Below are 23,704 nucleotides of genomic sequence, written 5' to 3'. Positions count from 1 at the left end.
GTCAAGTTTTTTTACCTGCCAAAGCATACTTTGGCAGGTATTTTATTAGTAGTAATTTTAAAAATTAAAACCCTGCCATAAGAGCACCACAGATCCCCAGTCCTACAACAAGGTATATCCCGGCAAGGATAAAGAAAATTTTTCCTGCTTTTCGGTTTTTAGTTTTAAATAAAATTAGACCAATAATCGAAAGAAATATTGGAGGTCCTAAGAGGATCAAAAGAATTAAATACACCAATCCATCGAGGTTCCCTACTTCCAAAAAAATGGTATTTGCTATCATATCGTTTCTTTTCTTAATTGTTCTAAATACTCCTGTTTATCATCCCTATAAAATAAGTTCATCGTTTCAAAAGGAATGATTTTGTAATCTTTATTTACAATATGCACACAAGATTTTTTAATCGCTCGCACATCAAAATTATAAGCATCAATAAATTGCATAATTATGATTCTAAACAGATTATCGTATCCCAAATCCGGAGCATCGATCTCTGGCAAACAACACATTATAGATTTTAGATTTTCTGAAGCTGTTTCTACAGAATTTCCGGTACTGAATAACTCCAAGACTTTACCATGCAACTCTTCATCCTGTTCATAGACAATCGTATTTTTACCATTATCCAACAGATCTGCCGGATTAATATACCGGGTAAGCGGTAGAAGTCCATCTTCATTTTTTAGTGCGTACCCCATAACCAAAGCATCTGGGTTACAAGGCACAGGGATAAGGTCATCAGATTCAAAAACAGGAAATTGTTCTAAAATTTTTCTTCGCACCTCGGTCAATGTTATCCTATCGGTTTGAGTATCAAAATCTTCTAGTCTCCCTGCTATTTGAGTGGGTTGAAATGTAACCCCTCTCACACATTTTTGTTGTGTTGCAAATGTTAGTATATCACCAATTAGAGTATCATTTAATCCTTTTTCTAATGTAACCACCAGAGTAGTGGACAGGTTTACACTATTGAGGTTCTCGATGGCTTGTTTTCTAATTTTGGTAAGGTCCTCTCCTCTTAATTTTTGTAATACTTCGGCATCCAAAGCATCAAACTGAAGATAGATTTCAAAATCCGGCATATAGCTAGCCAACTGCTGGGTAAATTTAATATCCTTAGCAATACGAATTCCATTCGTATTTACCATTAAGTGCCTAATAGGTAATTGTTTGGCATAGTCCAGAATTTCAAAAAACTGAGGATGTATTGTGGGTTCTCCTCCACTTATTTGTACTACATCTGGTTCTTTTTCGTTTTTGACTATTGTATCCAGCATTTTCTTTATTTCATCTAATGATCGATGTCTGCCATAATGCGGAGACGAAGAAGCATAACAGGTAGGACAAGTCAAATTACAGCGATCTGTTACCTCGATAATCGACAAACATGAGTGCTGCTCATGATCCGGGCATAATCCGCAATCATAAGGACATCCATAATCTGTAGCTGTATTAAATTTATAAGGAAACTCAGACGGTTTGTTGTAATTTCTAATATTCTTATAATAGGCTATATCATCTGCAATCAAAACTTTAGATCTACCATGTTCTGGGCATCGCTTGAGCATAAATACTTTATCTTCTTCAAAAACAATTTTGGCTTCAATTCTTTTTAGACAAGTAGGACATAAACTTAGTGTAAAATCGTAATACGTATAATTTCTAGTGGGCATTTATCTGTTTTTTTTTGAAATTCATATACCAAAACAAATGGATATTGAAGAATTATTTTAATTATCTGTTTCATAATCAATCATTTTACCCGATAACTCCTCAATTTCTTTAATACGCTGCATTGTTGTTTCTACCATACACCCCAGATATATGATCCCAAGCATGTGACCTCTGTATCCTTCTGAAACAATTTCACTTTTCATTCTTCTATGATGTACCCAAGCATTTTGATAGGTTTTGATGGTGGTTTTGATCGTGTCATTAGTAATAGTATGCAACATCTTTTTGAGTTTCACATTCATAATAGAATCAGTCTGTTGAAACTTTAGATTCAAACAAATTCTGTCCCCAAGAGTAGTCCCCATAGTATTATTACAATCTGTTCTTTTAGCATATTTCATATATGATAGTTCTTTTAATCGCAAAGCATCAGATATATCCTGAGCAGATAGGTTTATAACATTTAGGCAGATTAAAAACCATATAATTATGATTATCCTGATTTTGCTCATTTGAAAACTATTTGTCGTAAAGTTTTTTGATAATAAATCATGCATAAGATACATAAATACTGAATACTACTAAGACCTAGTATAAAAAAAGTATTAGGTTTCAGAAATTCAATACAAAATCTAAATAGAAAATAAGAAATCATAAAATATTTGAATAGTAAACCGCTTTCTATTTTAAATTTTGTTTTAAAACGTTTTAAAATTCCCCATAAAGCGAATAGAAAAACAACTTCAAATAATGCTATCGGGTACCTATACAGGCCATCTCCTAAATCCATTCCTAAAAATGAAGTGGTTTGTTTACCATAAGTAAATTCTTTAACTCCAGCCAAAAAGCAACCTATTCTTCCTATGATGATTCCCAATATAATGGGAAATGTAAATAAATCACCCGAAGAATGTTTCTCACCGATTATCTTCTTAGCCAACTCTACTCCGAGCAAACCTCCAAAAAGACCTCCCATTATGGTTTTTATACTTAATAACCGAACTATATATTCTGGGCTGAAAGAAAAGATCGGGTTTTCTAAAAAACCAAAAAAACGAGAGCCAAAGAATGCCCCAAATACTGCACCAATGATTATAGATAACCTATTTGATGACGAAATAGGATCCTGAGTATGCTTTTTAAGATATATATAATATCGAAACCCAATAAAGAAAGCTGCGTATTCTAAAATCAAATGGATATTTACTTTATAGCCAAAGACAATAGGTTCAAAAGGGATATCCATGTAGTATTTAATTCGATTTTATCACCGAAATATAAGTTTATTTATAGAATTCGAATCGTTAAAATCAATTCTAAGCGATAAATTCATCATATGCGATAAAACCATTTAGGAGAAATTTCCCCTAAAACACATACTTCTAACGATTAATTTTGCACTTCATCAAAACTCATAAAGATCGTGTGTAAGAATAAACCTATTTATTTAATTTTCAGTAATATACAATAAAAATTCTATTTATTTATTTGTTTTTTTTAGCATCAGAAATACACTTTTTTGTTAGTTTTGCCGCACTAATTAATTAAAACACTTTATATGAAAACAAATTACACATTGGGGTATTGGTTTATTGCCTTATTTTTAATTTTCTCTTCTTGTAGCAAAGAAGAAAATGAAGTTATTGTTGAATCTGAAAAAACTACTGTTGAACCAGATTTTATTAAAAATGACGGTTCTGAAGGTATCGAAGACGAATTACAACTGGATGAAGAAGAACCTATCCTTACAACAGACACTAATTCTAAAAGTTACAGACATTGTAACTACACGTTACTTACACCATCTGACGTTGATATTGAAGCTTGTGGTGACACTACAACTATGCCTCTATTAGTTGGATCTAGAAAACTACAAGTTGGTAATGTTACCGTATCTAATGATGGTGAAAATCTATATCTTAACTTTGAGGCCAACGATCGTAACCTTATGAAGAAGGTATACCTTTATATTGGAGCAAAAGAAAATATACCATTTTACTCTAATGGGTTTCCTAATCTTCGTAAATTTAATTACAAAGCTTTTCCTTATTACTATGGAGGAATGAAGAAAGCTACTTATGTTATTCCATTATCTTCAATAGATCTTGATTGTTTTGAAATCGTAGCATATTCTAAAGTATACAACAAAGATAGTCGTTGTTACTATACATCTTTTGCTTACGATCAAACTTTAGATCAGCAATATAGCTATTACGGATGGTGGAGTTGTGTTTATTATGGTGATTGGGTAAGATCATTTAGTTATTGCAAACAAGAATGTAAAGTTGAATGTATCCAAGCATATGGATTTCATGCGGCTTGTGGATTTTGCGAAAACAATGTTTTCACTACTTTCCTAGCTCATACTTTTATCAATAGTAAAGGTGATGAAGGAGTTGATATAGAACTTCTTATTAACCCTGATGGATGTGATATCACAAATAGTTCAGATGTCGGACACATAAATATATCATCAATAAGCGATACGAAATTAAAAATTGAGTATCAATTAAGTACAGGTTATGAGATGTGCGGATTAAGTTTTAACTACGGTACTTCTAAAACTAGCATTACTAGCGAGTATTCTAAACAATTTGATGCTTCTACTACAGCTCATAGTTTTGAAATTGACAAGCCTCTAAGTGCAAATATTTACATGATTAGCAAAGCAGAAGTTACTCCAAGTAATTAAGAATAGCTATAAAAACATAGACAGTTGTGTCTACAAAGACACCGGTATATAAAAAAACAGGGTTATGATTTAAAAATTATAACCCTGTTTTCATTTATTAGTTTGTCTATTGGTATAAAGTCAGGATTTACTCCATAGCTTCAGCCATTACATGATATCTTGGATCATCAATATCGTGTTCTATAACACTGGCTAATCTAGGTGAAGCTTTAATCATAAGCGCTTGGCATTCTTCACTAAGGTGTTTAATTTTTACCTTTTTCCCTGCATCTTCATATTTTCCGACAAGATTAAAAATAGCTTCTAATGCCGAGTGATCACTAACACGTGATTCTATAAAATCAATCTCTACATTTTCGGGATCATTTGCTACATCAAATTTATTATTGAATGCTTGAATACTTCCAAAGAAAAGCGGGCCCCATATTTCATAAACTTTGGTTCCATTTTCGAGTATATGTTTTCTTGCTCGAATACGTCTTGCATTTTCCCAGGCAAATACCAAGGCGGACATAATAACACCAGCTATTACTGCTATTGCCAAATCAAAAAATACAGTTAATGAAGAAACTGCTATCAATACAATAGCATCTGCCAAAGGAATTTTATTGAGGATTCTAAAACTGGACCATGCAAAGGTTCCTATTACTACCATAAACATCACACCAACTAGTGCTGCGATAGGAACTTGTTCTATTAATCCAGAAGCGAACAAAATAAATAACAGTAACGTTACTGCAGCAACAATACCCGAAAGTCGGGTTCGACCACCTCCTTTAATATTAATAATTGATTGACCGATCATTGCACAACCTCCCATTCCTCCAAAAAGCCCAGTAATAATATTAGCACCTCCCTGGGCCATACATTCTCTATTAGAACTACCTCTGGTTTCGGTTAATTCATCAATCAGATTTAAAGTCATTAATGACTCTATCAATCCAATTGCTGCAAGAATTACCGAATATGGTGCTATAAATCGAAATGTCTCCCAGGTAAACGGGATTTTTCTAAAAATATCAAGTTGAAACTGTGGTAAACCTCCTTTAAGACCTTCTCCTCCTCCATCTCTAATAAAACTACCCACTGTAGCCACATCCAACTTTCCTAAAATCACTATAGCAGAAACCACAATAATAGCCAATAATGCTTCTGGAAGTTTATTTGTTAATTTAGGTAATCCCCACATGATTAATATTGTAAGTAATACCAGTCCTAACATTAATAATAATTGATTTGTAGGTAGCCAGGATTTTGCTTTTCCTTTTTTGGCAATACTATAAATCACATTATCTTCATAATTAAAAACTACTTCTTTGGTATCCAGGTCAAAAACCTGTCCTTCATACATAATATATTTTCCTTCTTTAGAATCTACATCTGATAACCTATTGTTTTCAAAACTAAACAGAGCTTTATTTGTTGCTATATCATAAGCGATGTTATCTTCTCTAATTTCAAATTTTTTCTCGAGAGATTCTGTAACATATTTGTTATTATTAAATACGTCTTTCTCTGCTTCCTTAAACATTCCTAATTGCGAAAGAAAGATCACAATCGCCAAACCATTTACAAACCCCATCATAACAGGATGTGGAATCAAACGTACAAATTTACCCAGCTTAAAAGCTCCGGCAAACATTTGTATAATTCCCATAAGGATAACAGTTGCAAAAAGATAATATAGCCCTAATTCTTCTCCGGGGGCTCCCATTTCATTTCCTTCTGCGACAAGACTAACCATAACAACCGCTAATGCTCCTGTGGCACCAGAGATCATGCCTGGGCGTCCTCCAAAAACAGAAGTGATCAATCCGATCATAAACGCAGCATATAATCCAACTAAAGGATCTACTCCCGCCACAAAGGCAAAGGCAACCGCTTCGGGAACCAAAGCTAACGCTACCGTTAACCCGGATAAAATATCATTTTTAGCATTCGCTACTCTTTTTCTTACAAACTCAGTCATAGTTGTGATATTTTGAGGCTGCAAAAATACAGTTATTTTATAGCTCTACAAGTAAAACAAGGTTCTTATCTTATATCTCATAAAATTGTGCTAAAACCTTGTACAGAATTTTAAAACTTGAAATCTTTAGTATATTTAGCCTTCTTATATATAGTACAGATGCGAAAAATCACTCTCATTGTTAGCTTTCTAAGCATTATTTCTTGTAATACCACTGAAAAACAAAATTCTCAAAATTTTGATTTCACCACTACTTTTGAAAAAAGTAACGGAACCGAAACTTCTACATATTCAGAAGTTATTACATATTATAAAAATTTGGCAGAAACCTATCCTTCAATTCATATACAGGAAATCGGAATGACCGATAGTGGAAACCCACTGCATATTGTGACATTAAATCCTGATGCAATTTTTGATTTTGAAAAAATAAGACAAACAAAACGCGTGCTTTTAATTAATAATGGAATTCATCCTGGGGAGAGTGACGGTATTGACGCCACAATGCTGTTATTTAGAGATATTGTTCAGGGTAAAATTAATGCTCCTTTAGCTACAGTTTTGGCTACCATTCCCATATATAATATTGGTGGAGCTTTAAACCGAAATTCGGGAACGAGAACCAATCAGAATGGTCCTAAAGCATATGGTTTTAGAGGCAATGCCCGTAATTATGATTTGAATCGGGATTTTATAAAAAATGATACTAAAAACGCACAAGCTTTTGCCAAAGTATTTCACTTAATAAAACCTGATGTTTTTATTGATAACCATGTAAGCAATGGCGCAGATTATCAATATACACTTACACATTTATTTACTCAGCATAATAAATTAGGTAACGAATTAGGAAGTTATTTGCATAAAGAAATGCACCCACAACTAGAAGCATCGCTCGAAGCTAAAAAATGGGATATCACCCCATATGTCAATGTATGGGGGACTACTCCCGAAAAAGGCTGGACTCAATTTATGGACTCTCCACGATATTCTACAGGATATACGACGCTTTGGAATACTCTGGGAATGATGGTAGAAACGCATATGTTAAAACCCTATAAACCAAGAGTTGAAGGCACTTATGAGCTTATGAAATCCATGATTGAAATTACAGAAAAGGATGGTGCTAAAATTCGTTCATTACGAGAAAAAACCTTTGCCAAACAAGCTAAACAAGAAACATATCCAACACACTGGAAAGTTGATACTACCCAGGTCACTACTTTTAATTTTAAAGGGTATGAAGGAGAATTTATTGATAGCGAGATCACTGGAGCAAAACGATTAAAATATCATCAGGACAAACCTTATACAAAAGAAGTAACTTACAAAAACTATTTTACCTCTACAACCAAAATTAGTATTCCGAAAGCCTATATTATCCCTCAGAGTCAGTGGAGAGTAATTGAATTATTAACTCTTAATCAAGTAGAGTTTATGCACTTGGAAAAAGACTCTACAATTACTGCCGAAGTATATCATATTAAAGATTATAAAACAAGAACATCACCTTATGAAGGGCATTATTTACACTACCAGGTTTCAATTAAAAAGAATACTGAGAAAATCACTCTAAAAAAAGGGGATATCATTGTTAAGACGGATCAAAAAGCATTTAGGTACCTTATGGAAACTTTAGAACCAGAAGCTCCGGATTCTTTCTTTAATTGGAATTTTTTTGATACTATTTTACAACAAAAAGAAGGGTTTTCTCCTTATGTATGGGAAGACAAAGCTGCAGAATTGTTAAGAAACAATAATGAATTGCGAGTACAATTTCAGAATAAGAAAAAAGATACGGCTTTTGCCAATAATTGGTATGCGCAACTAGATTGGATACATAAACAATCAAATAATTATGAAAAGGCACATATGAGATATCCGATATATCGAATTTTGAAATAAAATAAGACAAGACCAGTGTAGTCTATTGTTTTTGTCCAAATTTATTAGCCATGAGCTCCCATAATTCGGTATAACCATGATCATAACCTAAAGCCCATATTCCTACTCCTGCTAGCTTTTTATGTTTAATCCAATCATATTTATAGGATAACGAAAGACTATCATCAAACCAAAGTTGTTTTGTCACTCCTTTTTCTTCATATATACCATACTGCGTAGAACTTATGGTATCAAAACTTACTTTATATTTTTTTGTATCAAGCAATTCTCGAGTTGTGCTATACATATCATGAGAAAGAAATTTTTCGGCTCTGCTTGGTATAGGAGTATCTTCTGTTTTCCATTTACCTCCATAATAGGGTAACCCTACTATTAGTTTACTTGGGTTAACACCCTCATTCATATAATAATCAACAGAAGACTCAACACTATGTATCCCCCATCGTTTACTGCTTTTTAATGGAGAAACTGGTCCCGCATGTTTACTAAATCCTCCATAATAATCATACCCCATTAGTGTATAAAAATCGATAGAAGAATCAATTGTTTTTATATCAAATATTTTGTGATAATCGACTGAATATAATGCTACCGAAACCATATAATCAGGATTTACCTTGTGCAACCGATCTGATAATGTAACAATGAATTGATTAAATTCTTTTTTGTTTTTTGATGAGACTCCTTCAAAATCTATGTTTATACCATTTGCTTTTCTAAGCTCCAGCAACACACTTAAACTATCTGCAAGGGTTTTCTGGGCTTTTGGATTCTTTAAAAACTGAGCATTTCTTTTTTCACCAAAATTAGATACACTAAGAAATACTTTACAATTATTCACTTTTGCACTATCCACCATAGCAGTTGTTTTCCATTGATGAATGTTATCATAGCTTCCTGTCTTGGCATTAACTATGTATGAAAAATATGAAACACCCCATAATAATGAGAAATTATAACTTTTATAAGCAGATCCTCTAGAAAATATATGCCATCCAAAAGTTTTATAGTCTTTATGAATACTGTATCCGGACGCAGATTTAAAATGATGAGTCATATTATTTAGACTATCCCATTGCCCCTCTGTTGTGAAATTATAGTCAGAAAATTGTGTGTAATGTGAATGATTTGGACCTGTATATACGTTAGTAGAATCGAGATCACTAGAAATAGTTTTTTCTTTACTTTCTTTAGTATTACAGGCTGCAACAAAAAAAAGAATTAGAAAAAAAAGTGCGTGTACATTAATTTTCATTTTGTTATCGAGTATCAAATTTTAAAACTAATTACTTCTTATTATATAAAAAAGGGAGATATATTATCTCCCTTTTTTTATTTTACACTATATCTGTATTATATTAACTCATTACAGGAATTCGTAATGTTTGTCCAGGGTAAATCTTATCAGGATGTTCCAACATTGGTCTGTTTGCTTCAAAAATAACATTGTATTTCATAGGGTCTCCATAAACTTCCTTAGATATTTTTGAAAGTGTATCTCCACTCTTAACCACATGAAATTTTGCTTCAGGCTCTGGATTAGTTACTGTAATATTATCTTCTACACAACCAATACAATCGATGTTACCCATTGCCAGAATAATCTTTTCTCTATCTGCATTAGTCTCTGTCTGTCCCGATACGGTTACCATTTCAGAAACAGATACATCAAGACCAGAAACAGGTATCCCTAAGCGATCAATTTCGGCTTTTAATAAATCTGTCTTACTTTTTGGTGTTACTTCTTCTTTAACGGCCTCATCTTTAATACCGAATAGTTTTTTTCCCGCTCCCTTAATAAATGAAAATAAACCCATAATGTTTTGTTTTAGTTAGTAATTGATTAAGTAGTAAAAATATTTTTAATAAAATTAAAAAACAACATTATGACAAATAATCATGTGAAAACAATAGCTTAATATTCGAATAAGAATCCTGTAAAGCTTTTTTAGCTTTTTTAGTATTCTTCCACTTCACCTTGGTAATTCCTTCGTTTTTTTGTGGCACTAACTCTCCTTCATAGTTGGTTTTCATCTCAAACCAGTACGTAACCTTTAGTCTAAACTCACCACTTCTTTTAAAGATATGATAGCTTCGATATAAGAATTTGGTAATCTCTAATCCCGAAACCCCTGTCTCTTCCTCTACTTCTCTCATTGCAGCGGTTTCCATATCTTCCTTTTTTTCAACTTTACCCTTGGGCAGGTCCCATTTTCCATTACGGCGAATAAACAAGATTTCTTTATTCTCATTATATACCTTTCCTCCTCCGGCAACAACTACTGGCAATTTAGAATATAAATGCTCTATTAGCTTATCTTCTTTTTTGTGATAGAGATGGTATTTTGCTTCTTCATGTATTGCTTCCTTATTAAGAATATCTCTTATAATTACCGGAAAGCTAGCTTCTTTTATCGGGATCATTTCATAATCCTCAATCGACTTTTTTGTAGATAGAATAATAGGGGTATTATTCACAAAAACTTTATACATTTGCAACTATGATTTTTGATAAAGATACAGCAAAAAAAACTGCTGAACTACTACTGCAAATTAATGCAATTAAATTAAAACCGCAAGAACCATTTACTTGGGCATCTGGATGGAAATCTCCTATCTATTGTGATAATCGAATTACACTTTCTTATCCAGAAATTCGAAATTTCTTAAGTAAGCACCTTGCTGAGTTTATAGAAAAAGAATATGGTAAACCCGATGTAATTGCCGGAGTTGCTACTGGTGCTATTGGTATAGGGATTCTCGTTGCAGAACAATTAGACCTTCCTTTTATTTATGTACGCCCCGAAGCAAAGAAGCACGGTAGAAAAAACCAAATCGAAGGTGTCGTCCCAACCCATAAAAATGTTGTGGTTGTCGAAGATTTAATTAGCACAGGAAAAAGTAGTCTTAATGCTGTAAAAGCACTAAAAGAAGCTGATGCTAATGTAAAAGGAATGGTGGCTATATTTAACTATGGCTTTGATATTGCAGTACAGAATTTTAAAGAAGCGGCATTGTCTTTGCACACGTTAAGTAATTATGAGAATCTTTTGGAACAGGCAGTTGATACTGAATATATTACAAAAGAACAACAACAAACATTACAAAGCTGGAAAACAAATCCCGCCGAGTGGAACATATAACAATTTAATAACATTATGAACTTAGAAAGCCCTACTGTTACTGTAAATAAAACAGCAGAAGATGTATTCGAATTTTTGACTAAGGTTGAAAACTTTGAGCAACTTATGCCAGAAAGCAAGCAAAAATTTGAAAAAATAAATGATTCCAGATTTCTTTTCCAATTGAAAGGAATGCCAGAATTAGTATTAGATCAAAAAGAAAATACGAGTCCAAGTCAAGTAGTTCTTGGAGCTGCGAGTGACAAGCTTCCTTTTACATTAACTGCTGATATTGTTGACTCTGGAGATGGAAAAAGCACAGCAAAACTTACTTTTGATGGTCAGTTTAATGCTATGATGTCGATGATGATCAAAAACCCTATCCAGAATTTTATTAATACACTAATTGAAAATATCGGTAAACTGTAATTAGTAAAGTAGTTTAATTTCTTTGAGATCAAAATCAGAGATAATTTCGTCCTCTATTAATACTTGAAGTTTGCCTTCGTTGGTAATAGTTTGAATAATCCCAACAAAAGATTCACCCTCTGCATCTAAAAACGTAGAGGGTTTGTTTTTTCTAAAAAGCACTGCTTCGTATTCTTTTTTAAGTTTTACAAAACTAGAAACACACAGCTCAGAAAATCGTTTTTCTAATTGAATCAATAAGGATTCTAAAATTTCTTCAATATTTAAATTCTGACCTAAAACTTGTTTTAAAGACCCAGCTTGTGGTAGGTTATTAAACTCTGTCTGATTGATATTAATTCCAATCCCGATAATAGCTCCAATCATACTGCCATTCTTTACCACATTTTCTATCAAAATACCACACAATTTCTGCTTATCTGACAGAATGTCGTTAGGCCATTTTATAGATAATTTAGGAACTATAAGACGTTTTAAAGTATCATAAACAGCCAGTGATGTAGCTATAGAAACATAAAACTGATCCATTAGCGGCAACCCCTCAACAGGCATAAACACACTACATGTGAGGTTTTCTCCTGGATTACTTTGCCAAGTCGTACCCATCTGCCCCTTACCCGACAGTTGCTTTCTTGCTATTACACAAACTGGAGTAGTGAAATGCTTTTCGCGATTCAGATCTCTTAGAAAAGTATTTGTCGAGTCAATGGCATCAACTTTGATTATATGCATGTATAAGGTGTAAAAGTTTTACAAATGTCCGACTAATACAGACATTAAAATCATAAAAAGTAATAACTTTACACAAATTAAAAAAATGCATGACTAAAAAAGAAATCGGTAACGATCAATTAATTACTCAAATATTAAAAGGTATTGAAGAAGTAAAAGGTAAAGATATTAACATTTTAGATCTTAGAGATATTGAAAATACTGTATGTAACTACTTTGTAATCTGCAACGGAACTTCTAATACGCAAGTAAATGCAATTGTAAGCTCTATCCAAAAAACGGTAAGTAAAGAACTCAAAGACAAACCTTGGCATATAGAAGGTAGTGAAAATGCAGAATGGGTATTAATTGATTATGTTAATGTTGTTGTGCACGTTTTCCAAAAACACATCAGAGAATTCTATGACATAGAAGGACTTTGGGGGGATGCAAAAACTACAGTTATCGAAACAAATTATTAAAAGAAAACCGTAAATGGCGAAAGAAAATAAAAAAACAGAACCGAATAAAAAACCAAAGTTTAGTGCATATTGGATTTATGCAATTATTATCATTGGTTTTTTAGTATTGAATTTTATGGGTGGAAGTGGACTAGGATCTGCTCCCACTACTTCTCCTTCTGAATTTCAGGAGTTTTTAAGTAACGGAGAAGTAGAAAAAGTAGTGATTGTAAATCGCCGAAATGCTAAGGTCTTTCTTACCGGTGAAGCTAAATCATTAGATAAGCATCAAAAAAACAAGAATAAATCTCTATTACCAGCGAGCCCAAATGATCCTGACTATCAATTTGAATTTGGTGACTTACAGAATTTTGAGAATAAAATTGCCACAATAAAAAAAGAGAATGGATTATCAACTCAGGTAAATTATGATACCGAAAGCAATGTATGGGGAGAAATTTTTATCACTCTCTTACCATTCGCACTAATAATCGGAGTATGGATATTCATCATGCGAAGAATGAGTGGTGGTTCTGGTGGTGGTGCCGGAGGACAAATATTTAATATTGGAAAATCTAAGGCTAAGCTTTTTGATCAAAATACTGAAGTTAAAGTTTCTTTTGAAAATGTAGCTGGATTAGAAGGTGCCAAAGAAGAAGTGCAAGAAATTGTAGATTTTCTAAAAAATCCAGAAAAATACACCTCTTTAGGAGGTAAAATTCCTAAAGGAGCTTTACTAGTAGGACCTCCTGGAACCGGTAAAACTTTATTAGCAAAAGCAGTAGCTGGTGAAGCAAAAGTGCCATTCTTTTCTTTATCTGGATCAGATTTTGTAGAAATGTTTGTGGGTGTTGGAGCTTCTCGTGTTCGGGATCTATTTAAACAAGCAAAAGAGAAATCTCCTGCTATTATTTTTATTGATGAAATTGATGCTGTAGGTAGAGCCAGAGGTAAAAGTAATTTTTCGGGATCTAATGATGAAAGAGAAAATACGCTAAATCAGTTACTCACAGAAATGGACGGTTTTGGCACAAACACTAATGTAATTGTTATAGCAGCTACCAACCGTGCAGATGTACTTGATAAAGCATTACTACGTGCTGGTCGTTTTGATCGCCAGATATATGTAGATCTTCCGGATATTCGTGAGCGTAAAGAGATATTTGATGTTCATTTAAAGCCGTTAAAGAAAGTTGAAAATGAATTAGATACCGAATTCATGGCAAAACAAACTCCAGGATTCTCTGGTGCTGATATTGCAAATGTATGTAATGAAGCTGCTTTGATTGCCGCAAGAAAAGGAAACAAAGCAGTAGGGAAACAAGATTTTCTTGACGCAGTAGATAGAATTGTTGGAGGATTAGAGAAAAAGAATAAAATTATTACCCCTGATGAAAAACGAGCTATCGCTTTTCACGAAGCAGGTCATGCAACTGTAAGTTGGATGTTAGAACATGCTGCTCCACTGGTAAAAGTTACTATTGTACCCAGAGGGCAATCTTTAGGTGCTGCTTGGTATTTACCAGAAGAAAGGTTAATTGTACGACCAAATCAAATGCTTGATGAAATGTGTGCTGCTTTAGGAGGTCGTGCTGCAGAAAAGGTTATATTTAATGAAATCTCTACAGGCGCTCTAAGTGACTTAGAAAAAGTAACTAAGCAAGCAAGAGCTATGGTTACAGTATATGGATTAAATGACAAAGTAGGAAATCTTACCTACTATGATTCTTCGGGACAAAGTGAGTATAATTTCACAAAACCATATAGCGAACAAACTAGTGAGCTTATTGATAAAGAAATTTCGAATATAATTGAAGAGCAGTATCAACGTGCAATTAAGTTATTAGAAAAAAATAAAGACAAGCTAACAGAATTAGCTGAAGTCTTATTAGAAAAAGAAGTGATTTTTAAAGACAACTTAGAGAAAATTTTTGGCGAAAGGCCATTCGGCAAAAAAGAAGAAGAAATCATTAAAGAACCTTCTTAAAGATATTATTTTTACTTGTAAATTGAAAAATCTTAACCTAACGGAATATTAGGTTAAGATTTTTTTTATCTTTGGAGGTAATGTAAAACCGTAATTTCCCAATCTTAATCTAAAAAATGAGTCTATTTAGAAGAATATTTTCCTCAAAATCTAAATCAGACCAGAAGAGTAAGGAACGTCACTTAGATGATCGCAGTAAATATATGCCAGAAATCGATTTACCGATTGATGAAAGCTTTATGATAAATTTCAAAAGAAACGGTGGTAAGTTTCTTTATTGTGATGATGAAAATGAAGTTTCTGATTCTTTTGACAAGATTCTTTTGGAAAATGATTGGTATGAGAAAGATGTATGCTGTTTTGATATTGCTTTGGAACATAAATTCTCTGATTTTAATCTAAATTATGTTAAAAGCTTTTCTGCCTCTTTCTTTTTTGCTACTTGTGAATATTTAATTGCAGATAACGGATCTATATTAGTGTCTTCAAACCAACTTAGAGAGAAAAAACTCACCGAACTTCCTGACAACTTTGTGATTTTAGCAGCTACCAGTCAGCTAGTTAAAAATATTGGTGAAGGACTAAAAGGCATAAAAAATAAAAACAAAAATTCTATTCCTTCAAACATTACTACAATTAAAGATTTTGAACCGCAAAAAGAAAAGGATTTCTTAAGCTATGGAAATAGTTCAAAAAATTTATATTTGCTGCTGCTGGAAGATTTATAATATGAAGGAACTGCTTACAAGATCTTTATCGGGGCTTTTATATGTCTCTATTTTACTATTATCAATATGTATCAATAGATATACCTTTATTGGGATATTTTTGGTTTTTGGAGTAATCACTATATATGAATTTCAAAAACTAGTCCATCTTAGAAATAAAAGATTGTATGTAATATTCATTATCCTCTTAGCGGTATTAAACATATTTCAGGATAAACTTTATTTTTATCTAGTACTTCCTATTTTGGCCCTTACTATTATTACAGAATTGTTTTTAGTAAAAGATTTAGTTACGATTCGTATTATCCCAATGTTCGAGAAGCGAAAATATCGTACCAGTATTTTTTATCTAATCACATCTATTGTGTTTTTAACTCTTGTGCCATATTATACAGGAGAATATCAACCTTCTATTATTGCAGGAGCATTTTTAATCACTTGGGTTAATGATACTTTTGCATATTTGGTTGGGAAAAATTTTGGTAAGCGCAAACTATTAGAACGAATATCTCCAAAAAAGACTATTGAAGGATTTATTGGAGGATTTATTTTCTCTATACTAGCAGGATATTTAATGGCTATATTCTCTGATACTTTATCAATAAGCATTTGGTTGATTATAAGCATAATTATGAGTATTTTTGGCACACTGGGAGATTTAATCCAATCTAAGTTCAAAAGACAGGCTGGAGTTAAAGACAGTGGTACTATAATGCCAGGTCATGGTGGCATATATGACAGATTAGATAGTGTTATATTTGCCAGCCCATTTTTATATGCATTTTTACAAATATTAAAGCATGTTTCATAAAGAAGGATATAAAATAATATCAGTAGCACTTGTATTATTTCTAGGCATTAATTTGGCCTCTTACGTAGCTATTCAGGTAGACCAATGGCAAATTGCTATATTTTCGGTCACATTAGTATTTCTGATTTTGATTTTACAGTTTTTCAGAAACCCTAAAAGAAACACAACAGTTAGTGATAGTACTGTAGTGGCCCCCGTTGATGGAAAAGTAGTAGTTATCGAAGAAGTATACGAAAAAGAACATTTTAAAGATAATCGTTTACAGGTATCAATTTTTATGTCTCCAGTAAATGTTCATGTAACAAGACACCCTATAAACGGAAAAGTTACTTTTAGCAAATATCATCCTGGTAAATATCTTGTAGCTTGGCATCCAAAAGCCTCTGAAGAAAATGAAAGAACTACCGTTGTTGTAAAAAATAATAGCATAGAAATACTTTATCGACAAATAGCAGGAGCTCTTGCAAAAAGAATTGTAAATTATGCTAAAGAAGGAGAAAAGGTAATTCAGGGCTCTGATAGTGGTTTTATTAAATTTGGATCCAGAGTAGACGTATATTTACCTATAGGAACCGATATAAGTGTTACTTTAAACCAAAAAGTAAAAGGAGGAGAAAGTGTTATTGCCAATCTTTAATCATGACCGAAGAAGAATTAAATATTGCCTTCGATAACGCATATGAGCGTGCCTGCAATACTAAAATACAATTGCCACCCGATGTTATGCTTCATTTCTATGCATATTACAAAAGAGCAACGCATACAGAAGGTTTTTTCACCCCTTCAGGGGATAGCGAACTTAGAAATGCATTTAAACTAAATGCATTTTTTCAAGCAAAAAACCTTACTCCAAAAGAAGCCAAAGAAAAATATATCGAATTGGTAAATAAACATATAACCGATTAATAAAAAAGCCTTGATTTATATAAATCAAGGCTTTTTTATTAATTATTATACTACCTAATTACATCATCTAATTATTCAAACTCTTAAGGCTTGACTTTATAGTAGCAATTTTAGCTTCGGCATCAGATTGTTTCTTCTTTTCGTTAGCAATAACCTGGTCTGGTGCATTATTTACAAAGCGCTCATTTTGTAATTTTTTCTGAACAGATTTCAAGAAACCTTCTGTATACGATAGTTCATCAGTTAATTTCTTAATTTCTTCTTCCACATTGATCGCTCCAGAAATCGGAATGAAATATTCATTAGATTTTACTCTAAAAGAAAGTGCTCCTTCAACCTTAGCATCTACATAATTTAATGCCGACAAGTTTCCGAGCTTACTAATTACTGTATCAAAAGAGGCACTATTATTTTCACTATTTACTACAGATAATTCGATAGCTTCTTTAAACGCTATATTTTTCTCTTTTCGTATTGTTCTAATTCCAGAAACTACTTCTGCTGCAATCTCGAATTCTGCAATCAAATTTTCATCAACTGTTTGTGGTTCTGGCCAACTGGCAATGATTAACGCTTCTTCTGGTGTTCTACCTGTGATCTGTTGCCATATTTCTTCAGAAATAAAAGGTACAAAAGGGTGTAAAACCTTTAAATTATCTTCTAAAATTTTGATTACTTCCCGGTATGTTTTACCATCAATGGGGCTCCCATATGCAGGTTTAACCATCTCTAATAACCAACTACAGAAATCATCCCACACCAACTTATATGTAGTCATCAAAGCATCGCTAATACGATATTTTGCATAACTATCTTCGAGTTCTAAGAGTGTTTTCTGAAATTTTGAGGTATACCATGCTATCGCCATAGCAGAAGATTCTGGTTGATCTATAGCATCATCAATCTCCCACCCTAGAATAAGTCTAGAGGCATTAAATATTTTATTAACAAAGGCACTACCCTGCTTACACAAATCTTCATCAAACATTAAATCATTCCCTGCAGGAGAACTTAGTAACATTCCTACCCTAATACCATCTGCTCCATATTGATCTATTAAGTCCAAAGGATTTGGAGAGTTACCTAAAGATTTAGACATCTTACGGCGTTGCTTATCCCTTACAATACCTGTAAGATATACATTAGTAAAAGGTTTTTCTCCTCGATACTCATATCCAGCAATAATCATACGCGCTACCCAAAAGAATAAGATTTCTGGCGCAGTAACCAGGTCATTAGTTGGATAATAGTAATTGATCTCTTTATTATCTGGTTCTAAAATACCGTTAAAAACACTCATTGGCCACAACCAAGAAGAAAACCAGGTATCCAAAGCATCAGGATCCTGAGTAAGATCTGCATTGGTCAACTCGGTATTTCCTGTCTTTTCTTTAGCCAAAACCAGCGCCTCTTCTCTACTTTCTGCTACTACAAAATCTTCTTTTCCATCTCCATAGAAATATGCCGGTATTTGGTGCCCCCACCATAACTGGCGTGAAATGTTCCAATCTCTAACATTTTCCATCCAGTACCGATAGGTATTTATAAATTTTTCGGGAACCAGGTTTACCTCTTTATCTAAAACAGCATCTAATGCTGGTTGAGCCAGATCTTTCATTTTTAAGAACCACTGATCACTTAATTTTGGTTCGATCACAGCTTTGGTACGCTCACTAGTTCCTACTTTATTAAGATGTGTTTCGGTTTTTGCTAGTACTCCAATACGCTCAAGCTCCTTTACAATCTCTTTACGAACTATAAAACGATCTTTTCCTTCATACTGTAATCCATAAGAGTTTAATGTAGCATCATCATTAAAGATATCTATAACTTCTAGATTATGCTTATCTCCCAAAGTCTTATCATTAAGATCATGAGCAGGTGTCACTTTAAGACACCCTGTACCAAACTCCATATCCACATATTCATCTTCGATTATAGGTATAACGCGATTAGCGATAGGCACAATAGCTTTTTTACCCTTAAGATGTTTAAATCGATCATCATTTGGATTAATACAGATTGCAGTATCTCCCATAATTGTCTCTGGTCGGGTGGTTGCAATAGTTAACGTATCTTCTGTTCCCTCTATTTTATAATTCAGGTAATATAAATTCCCTTGTTTTTCTTCATAAATTACTTCTTCATCAGATAAAGTAGTCTTAGCCTGGGGGTCCCAATTTACCATTCTATAGCCACGATAAATCAATCCTTTATTATAAAGATCTACAAAAACCTTAATCACAGACGAAGACAAGTTGTCATCCATTGTAAAAGCAGTACGCTCCCAATCACAAGATGCTCCTAATTTTTTTAACTGCTCCAGGATAATCCCTCCATGTTTATGGGTCCATTCCCAGGCATGTTCTAAAAACTCTTCTCGGGTAAGATCGTTTTTATTAACTCCTTCTTCTTTTAACTTAGCAACGACTTTAGCCTCTGTTGCTATTGATGCATGGTCAGTTCCCGGTACCCAGCATGCATTATACCCCTTTAGACGAGCTCTACGGATTAATACATCCTGAATTGTATTGTTAAGCATATGCCCCATATGCAAAACACCAGTAACATTTGGCGGCGGAATAACAATAGTATACGCTTCTCTTTCATCAACCTCTGAATGAAAATAGTTATTTTCCATCCAGTAGGCATACCACTTTTCTTCTACCGATTTTGCATCATATTTTCCTGCTAAAGACATACTTTGGTCTAATTTTTGAGTTTAGAAGTGCAAAAGTACTTATTAAAGTATGAAGTACGAAGTTAGAAATATGAAAATTTAAAAAAAACCGAGTAATGAAATTAAATAATGCATCTATAAAAATATAATAGTTTATAGTCTGTGTTATATTAAAATTTCTAAGCTCACACCTCTAGCTTTTGACCTTTTACTTTTAGTCATCATTTTGCAGTTGAATAAAAAGTAAGTACTTTTACGTTTAATAAAAACCTACATCATGAAAAAAATAATGATAATTTTATTTATTGGTGTTCTTGGCGCAACCTTAAATGCACAAGACACTAATAAAGCGCAAATAAAATTTAAATCCGAAGTTGTTGATTATGGCGAAATCGCCAAAGGCAGTGACGGTGTACGCAAATTTGAATTTACAAATACAGGAAATGCTCCTTTAGTCATCTCCAGAGTATATTCAAGCTGTGGATGCACCATTCCTAAAAAACCAGAGCAACCAATTGCCCCAGGAGAATCTGGTGTTATCGAAGTTAAATATGATACCAAAAGAGTGGGACCAATTCGTAAAACTATCACAGTAACATCCAACGCAGGAGATACTCCTACAATGGCTATAAAAATCAAAGGAACTGTGCTTGACAAAAGTGTTTTGGAAAAGAAAAACTAGACACTTATACAATAAATAGTAACAAAAAAAAGGATACTCTGGAGTATCCTTTTTTTGTTTTTAAATTACTTTTTTAAGAGAGAAATTGTAGCTTATTTCTATTCCTAATCGTTCTATTTTCATCTTGATTTTCCTTCCCTCTTCAAAATAAAACATATCATTTAGATCAGAAAGTTTATACCTATATGCATTTTTACCATTTACTTGTAAAATAACGTCTCCTTTTTTTAGACCTGCTAGATCGGCAGGCGAATTGGGTCTAACATCTAAAATTTCATACTTAGGCTGAAGAATAAAGTTATTTGTGAGCTCAATCGTTTTTTGGTTTATTAATTTGTTTAATCCTAAATACACTCTATCTTCCTCTTTATAATTTTTTACTGCTGTAAAACCAGTATGTTGAATAGTAAGCCCACTCATGTTATAATGAAAAGGCTTATTAAAAAAGGCATTCTTTTTAAAAGATATTTTCTTGCGAGTATAATCTAAAATAAGATTAAATCTTCTTAGGACATTCCCTCCTAAAGATCCTTGTCTATTATTTAAAGATATTCCTTGTATATAAATAGAATCCGGGAATGAAGCTGTTACCTCCTTCATTTTAAAATCACCAATATGAAGTTCTTTAATTTTAGTTTTTTCTCCATATATATCTCCGCTAAAACCTTTACCCAAAAAATCTCTAAAGGAATTATCACCAGCATATATTCCTTTTTCTTTATTCTCAAATAACCATAACGAAGAACCAGAACCCGAATCTAATAAAAGATTTATATCAATCAATCCATTAGCAGATTCATATTGAGCTGTAATAAATGGTCTTTTCTTCTTTTCTCTAAAATCAATTTTAGTTTGATAACATTTTTTGCACTTTTTATATGTATATGACCCTGGATTATACATTTTTATGTACTGCTTTGCATAATTAATGTCTAAAACGAAATTTTTAATAAAATCATGACCTATAATCCCATGTACAGGAAATCCCATTCTGGGAGAAAAGTTAATTGACTCATCCAAAACCAGGTAAACCTTATGATTAGTGCTAACCGCATCACCTATCCTTACTTCGTTATTGATTGATTTTATGGCTTCTACTGGTTCATTATCACCTAGCCCTCTAAGGTAAATTTTTGAAGCGTTCTTAAGTTCTAAGGAACTTTTATTGTCTACACTAAAAATAATTGTTGATCCAACACCAGTATCTAAAATAAAGGAAAGTTCGACACCATTTACAATAACAGGGACGACAATAAGGTTATTTGCCAATTCAAATCTAATCTTATCACTTTTTTTCCCAATAGGCAACTGAAAGCTTTCTTGAGCAAAAAGAGTGACATTAAAGATTAGGAATAGTACTAAAATCTTACTTTTAAGAAAATGACAAAAATCTAGTAGAAAAACCTTCATTACTCTAAATATAAAAAATATAGTTGAAAAACCTACAAACTAAATAAGGATTTACAAATTCAAATAAGTTATTCTTTAATTAGATTATCTTTTTCAGATAGAATTCACACTTTATTTCTACTCCCAATCGTTCTATTTTTATCTTAATTTTTTTACCTTCTTCAGAAGAAAACAGGTTATTAAGATCCGAGAGTTTATACCTATACGCATTTTTTCCATTCACCTGCAAAATAACATCTCCTTTTTTTAAACCTGCAAGATTTGCCGGTGAACCACATCTAATATTAGAAATCTCATATTTAGGCTTAAGTACAAAATTATTTGAAACCACCAACCTTTGTTCACTTACCATATTATCAACTCCCAAATAAGCTTCATTTTTTTCTGCATAAGCTTCTTTTTTTATACCACTAACATTGTAATCATTTACGGCTGTATAACCTCTATGTTGAATAGTAAGCCCACTCATGTTGTAATAAAAGGGCTTACTATAGAAATTATTTTTTTTAAAGGATATTTTCTGACGAGAATAATCTATAACAAGGTTAAATCTATGTAAAATATCACCTCCCAACGACCCTTCTCTATCATCAAGAGACATTCTCTGTATATAAATAGAATCTGGAAAAGAAGCTTTTACTTCTTTCAATATAAAATCACCAACATGAAACTCTTTGATTTTAGTTTTTTGGCCGTATACATTTCCGCTAAATCCCTTACCCAAAAAATCCCTAAACGAGTTTCTTGTTATTCTAATACCTTTTTTCACATCTTTAAACAACCATAGAGAAGATCCAGAACCCGAATCTAGCAAAAGATTAACATCAATCAATTTTTCTTCAGATAGATATTTTGCAATTACAAATGGTTTTTTATTTTCATCTCTTAGATCAAGCTTAGCATGATAGCACTTTCTACATTTTTTATAAACATAAGATTCTGGCCTATATACTTTTATAAATTCTTTTGTATAATTAATATCAAAGACAAAATCTTTAAAAAAATCATAACCAATAACTCCATGTATGACAGTTCCCATTCTGGGTGAAAAATTAATAGATTTATCCAAAACCTGATAAATGGTATGATTAATACTTAACGCCTCTCCAATGGTCATCACATTATTAACAGATCGTATTGCTTCTACTGGGTCATCATTACCTAATCCTCTAAGCTGAATCTTTGAAATATTTTTATGTTTCAAAGAAATTGTGTCATCAACACTAAAAACAATTGTAGACCCAATACCGGTATCCAGGATAAAAGAAAGTTTAGCGCCATTTACAACAACGGGAATAACAATAAGGTTATTTATTAATTGGAATTTAATCTTAGTACTGTTTTTTCTAAAAGGTAATCTGAAATCATTTTGCGCATGAAGAACAAAATTGAAAAGCAAAAGTATCATTAAAAGTCTACCTCTCATAAAAGAAAAAAATTAAGTCGTAGAAGCTTGATCGCATTAAATATAAAAAAATAGCTAAAAAATAGTATCAAGTATGCCCCAATTTCTTAAAATATTTAAGAAATTTACCG

At 32.6% G+C, this 23,704-nt stretch carries 23 protein-coding genes; 11 read left to right on the top strand and 12 right to left on the bottom strand.

Features of this window, described 5'->3' with window-relative positions; all coding sequences use genetic code 11:
- Nucleotides 1-64 precede the first annotated feature (64 nt).
- From DG435_RS16170 to DG435_RS16155, 4 genes are read right to left on the bottom strand one after another with little or no spacing between them, the layout of a single operon-like run.
- Nucleotides 65-283, bottom strand: a complete 219-nt coding sequence (locus tag DG435_RS16170; RefSeq protein WP_106791753.1) for a hypothetical protein — start codon at nt 281-283, stop codon at nt 65-67.
- A complete protein-coding gene (locus DG435_RS16165; RefSeq protein WP_106791752.1) occupies nt 280-1,674 on the bottom strand; it encodes a radical SAM protein in 1,395 nt (464 codons plus the stop codon). Before DG435_RS16165 ends, DG435_RS16170 begins: the two co-directional genes overlap by 4 nt.
- Before the next feature lie 57 nt (nt 1,675-1,731).
- Nucleotides 1,732-2,187, bottom strand: coding sequence for a lysozyme inhibitor LprI family protein (locus tag DG435_RS16160; RefSeq protein ID WP_159025495.1), 456 nt, complete (start codon nt 2,185-2,187; stop codon nt 1,732-1,734).
- Complete coding sequence (locus DG435_RS16155) at nt 2,184-2,921, bottom strand: prolipoprotein diacylglyceryl transferase family protein (RefSeq protein ID WP_106791750.1); 738 nt, start codon at nt 2,919-2,921, stop codon at nt 2,184-2,186. The genes DG435_RS16160 and DG435_RS16155 overlap by 4 nt, the downstream gene beginning before the upstream one ends.
- Nucleotides 2,922-3,233: 312 nt before the next feature.
- Between DG435_RS16155 and DG435_RS16150 the strand changes: the two genes are divergently transcribed.
- The gene (locus DG435_RS16150; protein WP_106791749.1) at nt 3,234-4,367 is read left to right on the top strand and encodes a hypothetical protein; all 1,134 of its coding nucleotides are present in this window, start codon (nt 3,234-3,236) and stop codon (nt 4,365-4,367) included.
- A gap of 127 nt (nt 4,368-4,494) precedes the next feature.
- Here DG435_RS16150 and DG435_RS16145 read toward each other — a convergent pair whose 3' ends face one another.
- Nucleotides 4,495-6,336: a SulP family inorganic anion transporter gene (locus DG435_RS16145; protein ID WP_106791748.1), complete on the bottom strand. Its 1,842-nt coding sequence runs from the start codon at nt 6,334-6,336 to the stop codon at nt 4,495-4,497.
- Nucleotides 6,337-6,495: 159 nt separating this feature from the next.
- On the opposite strand from DG435_RS16145, the gene DG435_RS16140 reads away from it, so the two are divergent.
- Complete coding sequence (locus DG435_RS16140; RefSeq protein ID WP_106791747.1) at nt 6,496-8,241, top strand: M14 family metallopeptidase; 1,746 nt, start codon at nt 6,496-6,498, stop codon at nt 8,239-8,241.
- Nucleotides 8,242-8,263: 22 nt separating this feature from the next.
- Here the strand turns inward: DG435_RS16140 and DG435_RS16135 are convergent, their stop codons facing one another.
- The 3 genes from DG435_RS16135 to DG435_RS16125 form a co-directional block, all read right to left on the bottom strand.
- Nucleotides 8,264-9,496 (bottom strand): glycoside hydrolase family 18 protein, encoded by a 1,233-nt coding sequence (locus DG435_RS16135; RefSeq protein WP_106791746.1) that lies wholly within the window; start codon nt 9,494-9,496, stop codon nt 8,264-8,266.
- 103 nt (nt 9,497-9,599) lie between these two features.
- Nucleotides 9,600-10,058, bottom strand: coding sequence for a peptidoglycan-binding protein LysM (gene lysM / locus DG435_RS16130; RefSeq protein WP_106791745.1), 459 nt, complete (start codon nt 10,056-10,058; stop codon nt 9,600-9,602).
- 67 nt (nt 10,059-10,125) lie between these two features.
- On the bottom strand, nt 10,126-10,734 hold the full coding sequence (locus DG435_RS16125) for an NUDIX hydrolase (protein WP_106791744.1): 609 nt from the start codon (nt 10,732-10,734) through the stop codon (nt 10,126-10,128).
- 8 nt (nt 10,735-10,742) lie between these two features.
- On the opposite strand from DG435_RS16125, the gene pyrE reads away from it, so the two are divergent.
- Nucleotides 10,743-11,384 (top strand): orotate phosphoribosyltransferase, encoded by a 642-nt coding sequence (pyrE, locus tag DG435_RS16120; RefSeq protein WP_106791743.1) that lies wholly within the window; start codon nt 10,743-10,745, stop codon nt 11,382-11,384.
- A gap of 15 nt (nt 11,385-11,399) precedes the next feature.
- Entirely contained in the window at nt 11,400-11,792 is a 393-nt protein-coding gene (locus DG435_RS16115) for an orotate phosphoribosyltransferase (RefSeq protein ID WP_106791742.1), read from the top strand.
- Here the strand turns inward: DG435_RS16115 and DG435_RS16110 are convergent, their stop codons facing one another.
- A complete protein-coding gene (locus DG435_RS16110; RefSeq protein ID WP_106791741.1) occupies nt 11,793-12,524 on the bottom strand; it encodes a biotin--[acetyl-CoA-carboxylase] ligase in 732 nt (243 codons plus the stop codon).
- 89 nt (nt 12,525-12,613) lie between these two features.
- On the opposite strand from DG435_RS16110, the gene rsfS reads away from it, so the two are divergent.
- From rsfS to DG435_RS16080, 6 genes are all read left to right on the top strand, one after another.
- On the top strand, nt 12,614-12,985 hold the full coding sequence (gene rsfS / locus DG435_RS16105; protein WP_024770761.1) for a ribosome silencing factor: 372 nt from the start codon (nt 12,614-12,616) through the stop codon (nt 12,983-12,985).
- Between the two features lie 13 nt (nt 12,986-12,998).
- Entirely contained in the window at nt 12,999-14,951 is a 1,953-nt protein-coding gene (ftsH, locus tag DG435_RS16100) for an ATP-dependent zinc metalloprotease FtsH (protein WP_106791740.1), read from the top strand.
- Between the two features lie 116 nt (nt 14,952-15,067).
- A complete protein-coding gene (locus DG435_RS16095; protein ID WP_106791739.1) occupies nt 15,068-15,679 on the top strand; it encodes an LUD domain-containing protein in 612 nt (203 codons plus the stop codon).
- A gap of 1 nt (nt 15,680) precedes the next feature.
- Nucleotides 15,681-16,490 carry a phosphatidate cytidylyltransferase gene (locus DG435_RS16090; RefSeq protein ID WP_106791738.1) on the top strand — a complete coding sequence of 270 codons (810 nt, stop codon included), beginning with the start codon at nt 15,681-15,683 and terminating at the stop codon, nt 16,488-16,490.
- The gene (locus tag DG435_RS16085) at nt 16,480-17,127 is read left to right on the top strand and encodes a phosphatidylserine decarboxylase family protein (RefSeq protein ID WP_106791737.1); all 648 of its coding nucleotides are present in this window, start codon (nt 16,480-16,482) and stop codon (nt 17,125-17,127) included. Before DG435_RS16090 ends, DG435_RS16085 begins: the two co-directional genes overlap by 11 nt.
- Nucleotides 17,128-17,129: 2 nt before the next feature.
- Nucleotides 17,130-17,396 (top strand): acyl-CoA-binding protein, encoded by a 267-nt coding sequence (locus tag DG435_RS16080; RefSeq protein ID WP_106791736.1) that lies wholly within the window; start codon nt 17,130-17,132, stop codon nt 17,394-17,396.
- Between the two features lie 67 nt (nt 17,397-17,463).
- On the opposite strand, the gene DG435_RS16075 is transcribed toward DG435_RS16080, so the two are convergent.
- The gene (locus DG435_RS16075; protein WP_106791735.1) at nt 17,464-20,097 is read right to left on the bottom strand and encodes a valine--tRNA ligase; all 2,634 of its coding nucleotides are present in this window, start codon (nt 20,095-20,097) and stop codon (nt 17,464-17,466) included.
- A 256-nt stretch (nt 20,098-20,353) separates the two neighbouring features.
- On the opposite strand from DG435_RS16075, the gene DG435_RS16070 reads away from it, so the two are divergent.
- The gene (locus DG435_RS16070) at nt 20,354-20,758 is read left to right on the top strand and encodes a DUF1573 domain-containing protein (protein WP_074408891.1); all 405 of its coding nucleotides are present in this window, start codon (nt 20,354-20,356) and stop codon (nt 20,756-20,758) included.
- A 60-nt stretch (nt 20,759-20,818) separates the two neighbouring features.
- Here DG435_RS16070 and DG435_RS16065 read toward each other — a convergent pair whose 3' ends face one another.
- Both DG435_RS16065 and DG435_RS16060 read right to left on the bottom strand, forming a co-directional pair.
- The gene (locus DG435_RS16065; RefSeq protein WP_106791734.1) at nt 20,819-22,168 is read right to left on the bottom strand and encodes an aspartyl protease family protein; all 1,350 of its coding nucleotides are present in this window, start codon (nt 22,166-22,168) and stop codon (nt 20,819-20,821) included.
- A gap of 79 nt (nt 22,169-22,247) precedes the next feature.
- Nucleotides 22,248-23,594, bottom strand: coding sequence for an aspartyl protease family protein (locus DG435_RS16060; RefSeq protein WP_106791733.1), 1,347 nt, complete (start codon nt 23,592-23,594; stop codon nt 22,248-22,250).
- Nucleotides 23,595-23,704 lie beyond the last annotated feature (110 nt).

Source organism: Aquimarina sp. Aq78 (genome assembly GCF_900299525.1).
In the GTDB taxonomy this organism is placed as follows: domain Bacteria; phylum Bacteroidota; class Bacteroidia; order Flavobacteriales; family Flavobacteriaceae; genus Aquimarina.
Note: the sequence above shows the minus strand (reverse complement) of the source record. Positions and strands in the feature narration are given on the sequence as shown.